Source organism: Candidatus Liberibacter asiaticus, assembly GCF_000590865.3.
Classification (GTDB): domain Bacteria; phylum Pseudomonadota; class Alphaproteobacteria; order Rhizobiales; family Rhizobiaceae; genus Liberibacter; species Liberibacter asiaticus.
Genome location: NZ_CP010804.2, coordinates 583323 through 596660 on the forward strand (window position 1 = coordinate 583323; position 13338 = coordinate 596660).

Below are 13338 nucleotides of genomic sequence, written 5' to 3' on the forward strand. Positions count from 1 at the left end.
TTGGAGAAAAACTTATACTTGTTAAGGTTATTCGTAAGGCAAGAATAGCAGTTCGTAAGGGAAAAGGGATATGATTAAAAAGAATTTTTCTATCATTATGTTTACCACGTTTTCTATGGGTATTTTTCTTTCTTTTATCTGGTTCTAAAAGTTTTTTATTTGTGATAAGAAGAGGCGGTGCAGAAATCATTTTTTTTGCGTATATTTTATGTTAATTGGGAGTTTTATCCTCTAGCTCCTTTCTTGCTATTACTTTTTCATTGCTTGATAGTGTGGCGGAGTAATTCGACGAATATGTGAACAACGTAAGATATAAATCAATATCAATAACCTTAGCAAATGGGTATTGCTTTCTAGCGGGATATTTTGTTCTTAAAGAGAAGGGAGATGGTATATTTTATGCGCTCTTTCTTCAAATGCTTTTGCAAAAGACAAGAAAGAGGGATCGAATATTGCTTTGAGCATCATGTCGAAAAGACGATTTTTGAGTTCATATTTTATAGAGAAGTGTACTTTGCATTTACTTTCGGAAATTTCTTCAAAATGCCAATGATTTTCTAAAAAATTGAACAGATTTTTTATATGTTTAACCGCAATGTAATGTTCCTTTTGATTGATTCGTACCTGTGTCATAAACTCTCTTTGCATACACGCATAGTTTATCGTCATGCTTGCAACTAGTACTTCGTTTTCCCCGTAGTTGTCACGCTCATGGATAACAACTTTTTTACAAAGTGGCACAAACTCGGGATATCTTTCTATATCGCTTACTAAACTAAGCATTTGTTGAGAGCTATGATTTACAATACGGTCAGCTGTAAAATGATACATAATACTAATTAATCAACCTTTTATTCATGCAAATGTTGTCTACGATTATTTTTCAAACGTAAAAAATCATCGCCTGCATGATAAGAAGAGCGGGTAAGGGGACTGGCAGAAACCATCAAAAACCCCTTGCTATACGCAATAGTTTCATAGGATTTAAAGTCTTGTGGAGTCACAAAAGATTCTACTTTGTGATGTTTACGTGTTGGTTGTAAATATTGTCCCATAGTTAAAAAATCGACGTCAGCTGTACGCAAATCATCCATTAACTGCAATATTTCGTTTCTTGTTTCTCCAAGTCCTAACATGATACCCGACTTAGTAAAAATAAGAGGATCTAATTCTTTTACGCGTTGCAGTAATCTCAGTGAATGAAAATAGCGGGCTCCAGGACGAACCATCAGATAATTTGATGCTACCGTTTCAAGATTGTGATTAAAAACATCAGGCTTTGCTGAAACGACTTTTTCTAAGGCATGAGGTTTACGTAAAAAATCAGGGGTAAGCACCTCAATGGTTGTAGATGGTGCAGATTCTCTGATAGCAGAAATGACTTCTGCAAAGTGTTGTGCTCCTCCATCGTCTAAATCATCACGATCGACTGACGTAATAACCACATGAGATAGTTTCATGGATCTAACAGCCCACGATATATTTTCTGGCTCTTGAGGATCTAATGGTTGCGGTTTTCCTGTTGCAACATTACAGAATGTGCAAGCTCTCGTACAAATCGCTCCTAGAATCATGAAAGTAGCATGATTTTTATTCCAGCATTCTCCGATATTAGGACAACCTGCTTCTTCACAAACAGTAGTTAAGTTACGAGATCGCAGTATGTTGTAAGTTTCTTTATATCCTGATGATACAGGTGCGCGCACACGAATCCAATCAGGTTTTTGCATTTTCTCTGTATCAGGTTTGTGTATTTTTTCAGGGTGCCGCAATCTTTCTGCATTTGGAGTAGCATGTAAGACATGTTTTTTCTTGTTAATTGTATCAAAAACCGTGACCATGAATATTCCAATCAATCTGATAGAAAACGAGGGGTTCTTACTATTTAACCAACGGATGCCTTTTTTTTAAAAAGAGAAACTACTTTCTCTTTTTTAGTCAATATACAAACTATGAATACATGAAAATAGTCTATTTGAAAAGATAAGCGTTGAGGTTATATTCCTCACTTTGCTGAAGGAGGGAGCGTGCTCTATTATCTTCGTTGCAGCATGTAAGCAACCAACTTGCGTTAATCTATACAACATTTTTCTAAAAATTGTGATAATAGATATCCTTTTAAGAATGAATAGCGCGCCCATAAGCATCAAGAATACTTTCTTTCATCGTTTCTGAGATGGTGGGGTGTGGGAAAACAGTATGCATCAATTCTTCTTCAGTAGTTTCTAGGGACATGGCAATGGAAAAACCTTGTATCAGTTCAGTGACTTCTGGTCCAACCATATGAACGCCTAACACTTCTCCTGTTTTATTATTAAAAATAGTTTTTATCATTCCAGAATCTTCTCCAAGTGTAATAGCCTTACCATTGGCAGAAAAACTATGCTTACCAACGCGAATGTCCAAGCCTTGACTTCTCGCTTTTTCTTCGGTAAGACCGATAGATGCAACCTGTGGATTACAATAGGTGCATCCAGGGATTTTGCTTTTATCAAGTGGATAAACTTTGGATTTTCCAGCAATTTTTTCGATACATATTATTCCTTCATGTTCAGCCTTGTGAGCTAACATTGGCGCTCCAGCTACATCACCAATAGCATAGATGCCGGGAACATTCGTTCGTCCATAGCCATCCACAATAATGCAACCATTGCTAGTTTTAACGCCTATTTTTTCCAATCCGATGTTTTCAATGTTTCCTTGGACGCCAGCAGATAATAAAAGCTTTTCAGCTTGCATGGAAGAAACAGACCCATCTTTTCTTTCTACTTGGACTGATACCATATCTCCCTTTTGTTTGACGCTGGAAATTTTTGATTCAGTTAGTATCTTTATTCCTCTTTTTTGGAGAGATCGTTGTACAAATTGAGAAATTTCTGAGTCTTCTACAGGAAGAATGCGATCTTTCACTTCTATGAGTGATACATCTACATCTAAAGATTTATAAAAAGAAGAAAATTCTACTCCAATAGCACCAGATCCCATGACAATAAGAGATTTTGGTGTCTTAGATGGTTTTAATGCGTCAAAGTAAGTCCATATTAAATGACTATCGGGTTCTATTCCCTCTATATGTCGAGGACGAGCACCTGTTGCAATAATAATATGTTTTGCTTTGTAGGTTCCTTCTCCTAAAACTTTTTTTGGTATAGGATGTTGTGGTTGGACTGCTGGTTGAGAAGGTTTGGACACAGTGATTTCGGATGGATTTTTTAAAGTTGCTTTACCCCAAATAATATCTACTTTGTTTTTATGCATTAAAAATTCTACACCACGATTCAATCGATGCGATATATCTCGAGAACGTTTTACAATATCTTCGATATTGAATTCTACTTTGCCCGCTACATTTAACCCATAATGTTGTGCATTTTGAATATGATCAAGAATTTCAGCGGAACGTAAAAGGGATTTAGTAGGGATACATCCCCAATTTAAGCAAATACCCCCCAATCCTGCGTACTCAACAATAGCTACTTTGAAGCCAAGTTGTGCAGCACGTATGGCAGCGACATATCCAGCAGGCCCTGAGCCGATTAAAATTATATCATAGAGCCTCGACACCGATTCTACCATTTCATAGATCCTTTTAATTTACACAAGTATAGTATACGCATACTTCAAGAGAGGGGTAATCAGAACAAATAGCTACATTAACATCCAAACAGGATTTTCTATGTATTCTTTAAATTTGGCCAATAATTTTGAAGCAATGGCTCCATCGACTGAACGATGGTCTGCTGACAAAGTGGCGTTCATGATAGTTGCTACTTTTATTTCTTCATTCTGAAAAACCACTTTCTTTTCGCCGGCTCCTATAGCGAGAATTGTTGATTGTGGTGGATTGATTACAGCACAAAAACTATTGATACCAAGCATTCCCATGTTCGAGATAGAGGTTGTTCCCCCCTGATATTCTTCAGGTTTAAGCTTTCGTTGTTTAGCTCGCTGGGCGAGCTGTTTCACTTCAAGAGAAATATCGAGGATGCTTTTTTGGTCTGCCTGACGAATAATAGGAGTAACGATCCCTCCTGGAATACTAACGGCAACGCTGATATCAATATGTTTATGACGAATCATTGCATTGGTTGTCCAAGAGACATTGGCTTCAGGCACTTGTATCATGGCCAATGCAAAAGCTTTTAAAATTATGTCATTCACGGAAATTTTGTTAGAAATTTCTTCTCTATGGAATTGTAACGTGCGATTCATTTGTTCTCTTAAAGAGAGAAGATTATCAATATTACAATCAATAGACACATAGAAGTGTGGTATCGTTTGCTTGGATTGCTGGAGTCGACACGCAATAGTTTTGCGTATGTTATCATGTGGGATCACTTCATAGGAATCTTTGGCAAAGAGGTTTAAGATATTGGCATCAATAGATTCATCAACTAATCCAAAAGATTGTATGGTTGAATAATCTTTAACGTTTGTTTTTGTTGAGATGAGAGTTTCAATATCACTCTTAACTATACGACCATGTGGACCAGATCCAGATAATGAAGATAGATCAATACCATGTTCTCCTGCAAGTCGACGTGCCAGAGGGGAAGCAATTGGACGATTTTTACTGTGTTTTTCTCTAACAACAACCGGAGAAGAATGGGAATGTTCTTCTCTCACCTCAACAATATTTTCCTTTGATAAAGGAGGAGAGGGAGGGATTTCGGTAGAATCCATTAAAATATTTAATATCGGGCTATTTACAGCAATGTTTTCGGTGCCTGCTGGGACAAGTATTTCGTCAATAATTCCTTCGTCTACTGACTCAAATTCCATGATTGCTTTATCTGTTTCAATTTCACAGAGGATGTCTCCAGGGCTTATTTTATCGCCCTCTTGTTTTATCCATTTTGCCAATTTACCCTCTGTCATAGTCGGAGATAAGGAAGGCATAGTTATTGTGTGTATCATCATTAGCTCTTTGCCTTTCTTTTGTAACAAATAGATTCAACAGATTCAATGATTTCATCCACATTAGGAAGGGCGAGTTTTTCAAGATTGGCAGCATATGGCATCGGAACATCTCTGCCCGTAATTGTTAAGATAGGAGCGTCAAGATAATCAAATACTTTTCTTTGTACTTGGTTGGCAATCGTAGAACCAACGGACGATTGCGGATATCCCTCTTCAACAGTCACCAGTCTTCCAGTTTTCTTTACTGATTCAAATATTGTTTGCCAGTCCATTGGACGGATAGTACGCAGATCAATCAATTCTGCATCTATGCCATTTTTTTCTAATTCAATTGCAGCTTTGGTGGCATATGTCATCCCTATGCCGAAAGAAATGATAGTGACGTCGCTTCCTTGGCGATGGATACGTGCTCTACCGATTGGAATAACCAAATCATCTACCATAGGAACTTCGAAGCTACTACCATAAAGAATTTCATTTTCTAGGAAAATAACGGGATTGGGATCGCGGATAGCGGCCTTCAGAAGGCCTTTAGCATCAGATGCTGTATATGGTATGACGACTTTTAATCCGGGAACATGACTATACCATGCTGCATAACATTGAGAATGTTGCGCAGCAACACGTGCTGCGGCGCCATTGGGTCCACGAAATACAATGGAAGTGGTTATTTGACCACCAGACATATATCGAGTTTTGGCTGCAGAATTAATAATTTGGTCAATTGCTTGCATTGCAAAATTGAACGTCATAAATTCCACAATTGGCTTTAATCCTGCAAAGCTTGCACCGATTCCAATACCCGCAAAGCCATGCTCAGTGATAGGTGTATCTATTACTCTTTCACATCCAAATTCTTGGAGAAGCCCTTGAGTTACCTTATAAGCTCCCTGATATTCTGCTACCTCTTCTCCCATTATAAAAACATCTTTATCGCGGCGCATCTCTTCCGCTATAGCATCACGTAACGCCTCTCGAACGGTTATAGAAGATGTCGGAGCATGTGCAAACGAAGAATCCTGAATATCATTTTTGGATTTTTGATGGTCAACTTTATCGTTGTCCTCATTAGAAAAAACTAATGTCGTATTTTTTGATGATGGAGATATAGCAACATCAGGCTTTTCTAATAACATTTTGTCAATATCTAAAGCAGTTTCTCCTTCTTGCAGAATAGCGGCAATAGGAGTGTTGACTTTGACATTCTTTGTTCCATTGGGGCAGAGTATTTTCCCAAGAATTCCTTCATCTATGGATTCAACTTCCATAACTGCTTTATCGGTTTCAACTTCATAAATGATATCTCCCTGTTTGATAAGGTCTCCTTCATTTTTTTTCCACTTGGCGATATTTCCTTCCGTCATTGTAGGAGAGAGAGAGGGCATCGTTACTAAAATCGGCATTTTTTATTTACTCCTGATCAAATCAGAATATCTGAATAAAGTTCTGCGGGATCAGGCTCTTTATCAGACTGGGCGAATTCTACACTATTATTTATAATTTTACGCACATTCATTTCTATTTCTTTTAAGTCACCTTCACTGGCCCACTTGTTATGTAGTAATCGTTTACGAACTTGTTCAATTGGATCATGATTGCTACGCATTTCATTTATCTCTTCACGAGTGCGGTAATTCGCTGGATCGGACATAGAATGTCCTCTGTAGCGATATGTCAGCATTTCTATTATAATTGGCCCTTTGTGAGCTCGACAATACGCCACAGCTTTGTCCATTGTAGCCTTAACAGCTCGTATGTCCATCCCATCGACTTGCATACCAGGGATGTTAAATGATACACCTCTCTTTGAAAAGTTAGTTTGTGCAGATGCTCGGGATACAGAAGTACCCATAGCATACTGGTTGTTCTCAATTACATAAATCACATTAAGATTCCAGAGTGCTGCTATGTTAAAGCTTTCGTATACTTGTCCTTGGTTGGCAGCGCCATCTCCAAAACACACGACACATATCTTATCAGATCGGCGATATTTGTTCGCGAATGCTATTCCTGTGCCAAGAGAAACCTGAGCTCCTACGATTCCATGTCCTCCGTAAAATCCATTTTTAGTAGAAAACATATGCATAGACCCGCCTTTTCCTTTAGATATACCTCCTTGACGGCCAGTCAATTCTGCCATTATTTTCGATGCATCCACTCCACAAGCGAGGATATGTCCATGCTCTCGATAGGCGGTGATCATCTGATCGCCTTCTGTAAGAGACATTTTCATCCCGACGATAACTGCTTCTTGTCCAATACAGAGGTGGCAAAATCCTCCTACCATTCCCATACCATATAACTGCCCTGCTTTTTCTTCAAAGCGACGAATCAACAACATTAATCGATACGCCGATAATTCTTGTTCCTTATTAAATTCAGAAACTTCGAAACCTTCTAGGAAAGGAATATCTACACAATCTACCGAAGAGGTTGCGGCTCTTTTAGCAGATACAGATGGGTTAAGAGCCATTTTTATATCTCCAACAGTCACGTCTTGTTTTGCTACATACATCGCAGTTAGCTTTAATATTGCAGAATATACTCCACATCAGCTAGTTCAAATTGTTAATCCGTATAAAGTCAATAGTCATATACTTTCTTTTATAAGCAAGGAATAGGCTGGCATTTAAAAATCAGAATAGAACAAAATAATCTCATCGCTACGAGATAAATTAAGACTATAACGTGCCTTCTCATCCAAGAGATCTTTTTCCAAAGACCCATCGCTCATCAATTTTACTTTACGTTCTAATCTAGAACGATTTTCTTTTAACTCCGAAAGAAACCTCTCTCGTTCAATAAGAGATTTTTCTAAGGATTTATTTGCTTTCAAACCATAATCACCCACTATAGCATGATTAGTAAAATAAACTACGCAACAAAAAGCAATAACCAGAAAAATTGCTCTAAAAAAATGATTTTTCTTATAATATTTCGTCCACATGTCCAAAAGTTTGATAATTAAAGTACTTTATTGAAATAAGAGCATCGCATCTCAGTAGATGCACCATAAAATTCTCTGCGTCAATTAAAACATCTGTCATTTATTGGTGAATAAGTATGGATCGTCCTGCAAACTTAGCTTGTTTCCCAAGGCTTTCTTCAATTCGGATTAATTGGTTGTATTTTGCGATTCTATCCGATCGCGCTAGAGATCCTGTTTTGATTTGTCCGCAATTAGTCGCGACTGCTAAATCTGCTATTGTGTGGTCTTCTGTTTCTCCCGAACGATGAGAGATAATGCTTGGATATCCTGCCATCTGCGCTTTTTCTATGGTGTTGAGCGTTTCAGAAACAGAACCTATTTGGTTAGGTTTGATGAGTATCGCGTTTGCGACTTCTTCGTTTATCCCTTTATGCAAACGTTCAGGATTGGTGACAAATAAATCATCTCCTACTAACTGACAGTTTGATCCTATTTTATTAGTTAGAATTTTCCATCCATGCCAGTCATCTTCGGACATTCCATCTTCTATGGAGTAGATGGGATACTGGTCAACAAGATTGGCAAGGTAAGATGCCATCTCATTTGGTTGCAGTTCTAGATTTTCACCTTTTAAAATGTATTTTTCCTTTTTAAAAAATGCGCTAGCAGCGCAATCAAGAGCAATAAGCAAATCTTTTCCTGCGTTATATCCTGCTTTTTCTATAGAGTTGGCAATTAAATCAAGCGCAGAATCGGCTGTTTTAAGATTGGGAGAAAACCCTCCTTCATCTCCGACGTTAGTGCTGTATCCTTTTGATTTCAGTTCTTTTTTTAAGGTATGAAATACTTCCGCTCCCATGCGAATAGCTTCTCTTATATTTTCTGCGCCCACGGGCATTATCATAAATTCTTGAAAGTCAAGAGCATTATCGGCATGGATGCCGCCATTCAAAATATTCATCAAGGGGACAGGAAGAATATGGGCGCTACATCCCCCTAAATATTTGTATAAAGGAAGATTGGAAGTTTGTGCTGCGGCTTTTGATACAGCAAGAGATACGCCGAGAATAGCGTTGGCACCAAGACGAGATTTATTAGGCGTGCCGTCAAGATCAATCATTATTTTATCGATGAGAAGTTGGTCTCTTGCATCACATCCCAGCAACGCTGTCCGAATTTCGTCGTTAACGAAGGCAATAGCTTTTAGAACCCCTTTCCCAAAGTAACGTTTTTCTTGATCGCGTAATTCAAAAGCTTCGTGAATTCCAGTAGATGCTCCAGAAGGAACCATAGCACGACCTGTACTTCCATCTTCCAGACAAACATCTACTTCAATAGTGGGGCTTCCTCGGCTATCAATAACTTCGCGGGCGATAATATCGTTAATGAACATAATCTCTTCTTTGGGCTCTCAATAAGTATCATATGCGGATTGTTGAATCCATCCATCAGACTTTAGAGTGGTTTTATAATTTTGTCGATAGCCAGCAATTGAGATAGTAGTTTCGGAAGGTCCTTTATATTGATCATATTGGGTCCGTCAGATGGAGCATTGTCAGGATCTTGATGGGTTTCCAAAAAAATTCCAGCAATGCCTATGGCAACTGCAGCTTTGGCAAGAGGAACGATGTACTGTCTTTCCCCTCCGGAGCAATTTCCATGTATTCCAGGTTGTTGCACGGAATGACTGGCATCAAATATAACAGGCACCCCCATAGATGTCATGATAGGAATAGAGCGCATATCGGTAACGAGGGTATTATAACCGAAAGAGGTTCCACGTTCACAAAAAAGCACGTCCTTTGCTCCATGAGCATGGAGTTTTTGTAAAATATTATGCATTTCCCAAGGCGATAAAAATTGTCCTTTTTTGACGTTGATGACACGTCCTGTCTGGGCTGCTGCTGTTAACAGGTCAGTTTGTCTACATAGCAGTGCGGGAATTTGTAAAATATCAACACTGTCAGCTATCGCTTCACATTGTTGTTCGGTATGAACATCTGTGAGGATAGGAAAGCCGTATTTTTTTTTCAAATCTCGAAAAATTTCTCGTCCTTTTTTAAGGCCTACACCACGTTTTCCTGCTAGAGAACTACGATTTGCTTTGTCAAACGACGATTTGTAAACCAATCCTATATTCAGAGATTGACATATCGCATATAGCTTTTCTGCTATCATAAAAGCATGGTCGTGGCTTTCTATCTGACATGGTCCAGCAATCAATACAAAGCGTTGTTCATTAGAAAATGTAACTTGGTTTTTACCGGATCCAAGGTGTATTGCTGCATTAGTATGTATCATGTGATTTTTATCTATCCTTCTTTGTTTTTCCTCTAGATTCTGTGGATACAGAATATGCAAGGAGGGCGCAATCCTGCGCGTAACATAGAATGAACAAAAGGCATGGATATTTTTTTGCTCAACACTATAATTATGATGGGTATAAAAGAGATATTTCGATTTTTGCCATATTTTTCTTTATATTTCATGTAGATATTTTTTTGTTAAGAGAAATCCTACAAATGCTAATGTTTAGAGTAGGATTATCAATATATAAAGAAAGTACAACTTCAAAAAAATAATTGTAACGCACAAAGAAACAGCACAAAAATTCGAATTTTTATTGTATAATCTTGCGACTGGAGCAGATCTTACAGAAAAATTTTCTAAAGGTAAGTTGAATGTCGCTGCAGTTAAGTGTGAATTAAAAGCAGAGGTCACAGTTACTAGAGCTGCAATTGTCGAAGCTAAAGAATTACACTAATCGCTAAAATGAAGCAGTTGAAAGCTACTGTTGGTGATGTTGGCAATCGCAATACCAATAATCCTGTGGTTTATCTGGAAAAGTGTGTAGCTTACTTTCTCTTCTTTTTACGCCGCAGCGTTCCGCGGTGTTTGAAGGGTTTTTCACCCCTTAGTCGCTTATTTTTATCCTAGAAAAACTGATGAAGGTGAAAATTAGTGAGGGAAGAGTAACACAAATACTCCTATAATCATTGGACATAAGATTGTTCATCTATTGTCTCTCTATTATATTCTGCTCGTTTTTTCTTTTTCTGGCTGTTTTATTTTAGTGATATTCAATCATCTGTTTGAGATAGCGAAATGAAGCTTTTTCTACGTCGTAGGGCATATTCCAAATGATGCGCAGGGATATAGACAAAGCGATTGTTCGTGGCATTTTGATATTTTGTAGGAGATTATAGGAGGGGCATTATCGGCAAATCTTTGCTTCACTAGTACTAATCGGATGGATTCAGGAAAATTGGTCAAAGGATCTATATTTTTCGTATTGTAGGCCTGAACGTTTTTAAGACCGAAACCGTACCCGTTCTGGAGGATTCCTGCAATCAATGATGAAAGGACTTCTTCACGCTGACGATATCGAATTTAGGTTCACCGCCGTTCAGAGACTGGTTTTCGCTTTTTATCCTTCTGCAGTAGTATGGGAGTTTGGAAGGATATTGACAGCGACGTGTCAATAACGAATGACAAAAATAGCATTGTAGGTGTATATGTTGATAACTATGGGGATGGGTCGTACAGATGAGACTACAGTTGCGGAGATCCTCGTAGGATAAGCGCATGGATAAAACAAACATATTCAGGTAACGCATGGTGGGCAATCGTGCTTTGCAGAAATTAGGGTGATATTATTGAAGTCTGGAATGAATGCTCGGTTGGTTTCCTCTCATTTATTGTCTTGCGTGATGAGGAAGCGTATTTCTTTAACATGCCTATTGGATTTAGAGTATGGAGATAGTGCATTTCGTCTTCTTTCACAGAGAGATCAGATATTGGTGCGTGCTATTGTCAATGTAACATTGCGTTTTTTACCTCGCATTGATGCTGTTCTTGATTTTGTCCTTATTTCCTCTCTTCCAAGGAAAAAATATTCTTTACAGCAATTATTACGTGTTTCTGTTGCTCAAATTCTTTATTTAGATGTTGCGGATTATGCTGTTGTGGATTTAGCGGTAGAACAAGCAAAACGCGATAAAGAGAATCGGCATTTTGCGAAGCTTGTAAACTCTATTTTACGGAGAGTTTCTAGGGAAAAGATAGAGTTATTGCAACGTATTGCAGGTATATCCATTATTCCTGAATGGTTTAAAGAACGTTTGGAAAATTTCTATGGAAAGGAAAGAGTTCTTGCTATATCTGACGCTTGTATTTCTCCTCTTTATATTGATTTAACCGTGAAATTTGATATTGAAACATGGGCACATAAGTTAAATGCTGTTATGTTGCCTACAGGGGGAATACGTCTCAAAGAATTGCCAGAATCTATTGTATCTCTTCCTGGTTTTGCAGAAGGTGTGTGGTGGGTACAAGATGCTTCAGCTTCCATTCCTGTTCAATTATTTGGGACATTAAATAATCTCTCTGTTTTAGATTTATGTGCTGCGCCTGGAGGGAAAACAGCACAGCTTATTGTGTCTGGGGCAAAAGTGACAGCTCTTGATGTTTCAAAAAGGCGTTTAGAAAAGTTACGTTGTAATCTTGATAGATTGCATTTGTATGCCGAGGATATCATTGAAATGGATGCCTTTGATTATTGCCCTAAAAAATTATTTGATGCTGTTCTTGTAGATGCGCCTTGTTCATCTACGGGAACGATAAGGCGTCATCCGGATGTATTATGGACGAGAGATACAGACGATATAGTAAAGTCGGCATGTTTTCAGCGAAAATTGCTTTTGCAAGGGATAAGTTTTGTTAAGCCGGGGGGGATAGTTGTTTTTTCCAATTGTTCATTAGATAAACAAGATAGTGAGGAAGTTGTTCAAAAAGTTCTTCGATCTTCTCCGATTCCGGTTGAACTTGTTCCCTTAAACAGTGCTTATTGGAAAAGTATAGATATGGCCATGGCCCTTTCTCCTGAAGGATGGATTCGTATTACCCCAGACATGCTGGAGAAAATAGATGGTGTATCGTCGGGAATGGATGGTTTTTTTGCAGTTGCATTGCGGCGATTAATACAGCCTAAGTAACAAGGATCATGTTGGATTTTTTTTAATTGTAGTGGCTCATATTTAATCTGATAATTAAAAAGGTTACATTTGAGTTACATATTTCTCCCGAATTTGTTTTCCATCCTGTTGCGTGCGTTGGTTATTGTATTTTTCTAATCGTTTGCCTAAACCATTATAAGGTCTGCCATATTCACATTCAAGACTGATAGTTTTTATTTGGTCATTGACTATTAAAATGTTAAGTAAAATTCAAAATAAAGTGATATTAGGTTATTTTGCCCGATATAGATATTGGTTCTTTTTCAGCACCGGCTTCAATGGTATGCCAAGAGGCAATCCCCGTGTGTAAATCAGAAACAATTTTAGTATTGTATCCATATGAGCCGATTACCTCATCCATCTCAACACCAAATCAGCATTACTGATATCAGATTGATGGATTGATTTAATATTTCAAAGGCTATCAAAAATTTTTGGTTCTTAGCGCTCAAATGTTTGTGCATGAAGTCGATT

The 13338-nt window shown here is 38.0% G+C and carries 12 protein-coding genes; 2 read left to right on the forward strand and 10 right to left on the reverse strand.

The genetic code is table 11. From position 1 onward, the window contains the following. Positions 1 to 372 precede the first annotated feature (372 nt). The 9 genes from CD16_RS02655 to kdsA form a co-directional block, all read right to left on the reverse strand. Positions 373 to 831, reverse strand: coding sequence for a type II toxin-antitoxin system RatA family toxin (locus tag CD16_RS02655; protein ID WP_015452483.1), 459 nt, complete (start codon positions 829 to 831; stop codon positions 373 to 375). Between the two features lie 20 nt (positions 832 to 851). Next, entirely contained in the window at positions 852 to 1841 is a 990-nt protein-coding gene (lipA, locus tag CD16_RS02660; RefSeq protein ID WP_015452484.1) for a lipoyl synthase, read from the reverse strand. A 277-nt stretch (positions 1842 to 2118) separates the two neighbouring features. Then, positions 2119 to 3564, reverse strand: coding sequence for a dihydrolipoyl dehydrogenase (gene lpdA / locus CD16_RS02665; protein ID WP_015452485.1), 1446 nt, complete (start codon positions 3562 to 3564; stop codon positions 2119 to 2121). A gap of 84 nt (positions 3565 to 3648) precedes the next feature. Beyond that, positions 3649 to 4920 carry a 2-oxo acid dehydrogenase subunit E2 gene (locus CD16_RS02670; RefSeq protein WP_015452486.1) on the reverse strand — a complete coding sequence of 424 codons (1272 nt, stop codon included), beginning with the start codon at positions 4918 to 4920 and terminating at the stop codon, positions 3649 to 3651. After that, positions 4920 to 6323: a pyruvate dehydrogenase complex E1 component subunit beta gene (locus CD16_RS02675; RefSeq protein WP_015452487.1), complete on the reverse strand. Its 1404-nt coding sequence runs from the start codon at positions 6321 to 6323 to the stop codon at positions 4920 to 4922. Before CD16_RS02675 ends, CD16_RS02670 begins: the two co-directional genes overlap by 1 nt. Positions 6324 to 6340: 17 nt before the next feature. Further along, a complete protein-coding gene (pdhA, locus tag CD16_RS02680) occupies positions 6341 to 7393 on the reverse strand; it encodes a pyruvate dehydrogenase (acetyl-transferring) E1 component subunit alpha (RefSeq protein ID WP_015452488.1) in 1053 nt (350 codons plus the stop codon). 156 nt (positions 7394 to 7549) lie between these two features. After that, positions 7550 to 7756 carry a septum formation initiator family protein gene (locus CD16_RS02685; RefSeq protein ID WP_236301236.1) on the reverse strand — a complete coding sequence of 69 codons (207 nt, stop codon included), beginning with the start codon at positions 7754 to 7756 and terminating at the stop codon, positions 7550 to 7552. A gap of 211 nt (positions 7757 to 7967) precedes the next feature. Then, positions 7968 to 9245: a phosphopyruvate hydratase gene (gene eno, locus CD16_RS02690; protein WP_171816669.1), complete on the reverse strand. Its 1278-nt coding sequence runs from the start codon at positions 9243 to 9245 to the stop codon at positions 7968 to 7970. 59 nt (positions 9246 to 9304) lie between these two features. Further along, complete coding sequence (kdsA, locus tag CD16_RS02695) at positions 9305 to 10150, reverse strand: 3-deoxy-8-phosphooctulonate synthase (protein ID WP_015452491.1); 846 nt, start codon at positions 10148 to 10150, stop codon at positions 9305 to 9307. A 322-nt stretch (positions 10151 to 10472) separates the two neighbouring features. On the opposite strand from kdsA, the gene CD16_RS05700 reads away from it, so the two are divergent. Together CD16_RS05700 and CD16_RS02700 are read left to right on the forward strand one after the other, a co-directional pair. Then, positions 10473 to 10613 carry a hypothetical protein gene (locus tag CD16_RS05700; protein WP_015452493.1) on the forward strand — a complete coding sequence of 47 codons (141 nt, stop codon included), beginning with the start codon at positions 10473 to 10475 and terminating at the stop codon, positions 10611 to 10613. Between the two features lie 892 nt (positions 10614 to 11505). Continuing rightward, the gene (locus CD16_RS02700; protein WP_015452495.1) at positions 11506 to 12843 is read left to right on the forward strand and encodes an RsmB/NOP family class I SAM-dependent RNA methyltransferase; all 1338 of its coding nucleotides are present in this window, start codon (positions 11506 to 11508) and stop codon (positions 12841 to 12843) included. Between the two features lie 247 nt (positions 12844 to 13090). On the opposite strand, the gene CD16_RS05885 is transcribed toward CD16_RS02700, so the two are convergent. Beyond that, entirely contained in the window at positions 13091 to 13225 is a 135-nt protein-coding gene (locus CD16_RS05885; RefSeq protein ID WP_268906888.1) for a hypothetical protein, read from the reverse strand. Positions 13226 to 13338: the final 113 nt, after the last annotated feature.

Excerpts from the sequence above, each read along its gene's own strand:
- CD16_RS02675 (WP_015452487.1), bottom strand. The coding sequence starts at position 6,323 with ATGCCGATTTTAGTAACGATGCCCTCTCTCTCTCCTACAATGACGGAA.
- pdhA (WP_015452488.1), bottom strand. The coding sequence starts at position 7,393 with ATGGCTCTTAACCCATCTGTATCTGCTAAAAGAGCCGCAACCTCTTCG.
- CD16_RS05885 (WP_268906888.1), bottom strand. The coding sequence starts at position 13,225 with ATGGATGAGGTAATCGGCTCATATGGATACAATACTAAAATTGTTTCT.
- CD16_RS02670 (WP_015452486.1), bottom strand. The coding sequence starts at position 4,920 with ATGATGATACACACAATAACTATGCCTTCCTTATCTCCGACTATGACA.
- lipA (WP_015452484.1), bottom strand. The coding sequence starts at position 1,841 with ATGGTCACGGTTTTTGATACAATTAACAAGAAAAAACATGTCTTACAT.
- CD16_RS02655 (WP_015452483.1), bottom strand. The coding sequence starts at position 831 with ATGTATCATTTTACAGCTGACCGTATTGTAAATCATAGCTCTCAACAA.
- kdsA (WP_015452491.1), bottom strand. The coding sequence starts at position 10,150 with ATGATACATACTAATGCAGCAATACACCTTGGATCCGGTAAAAACCAA.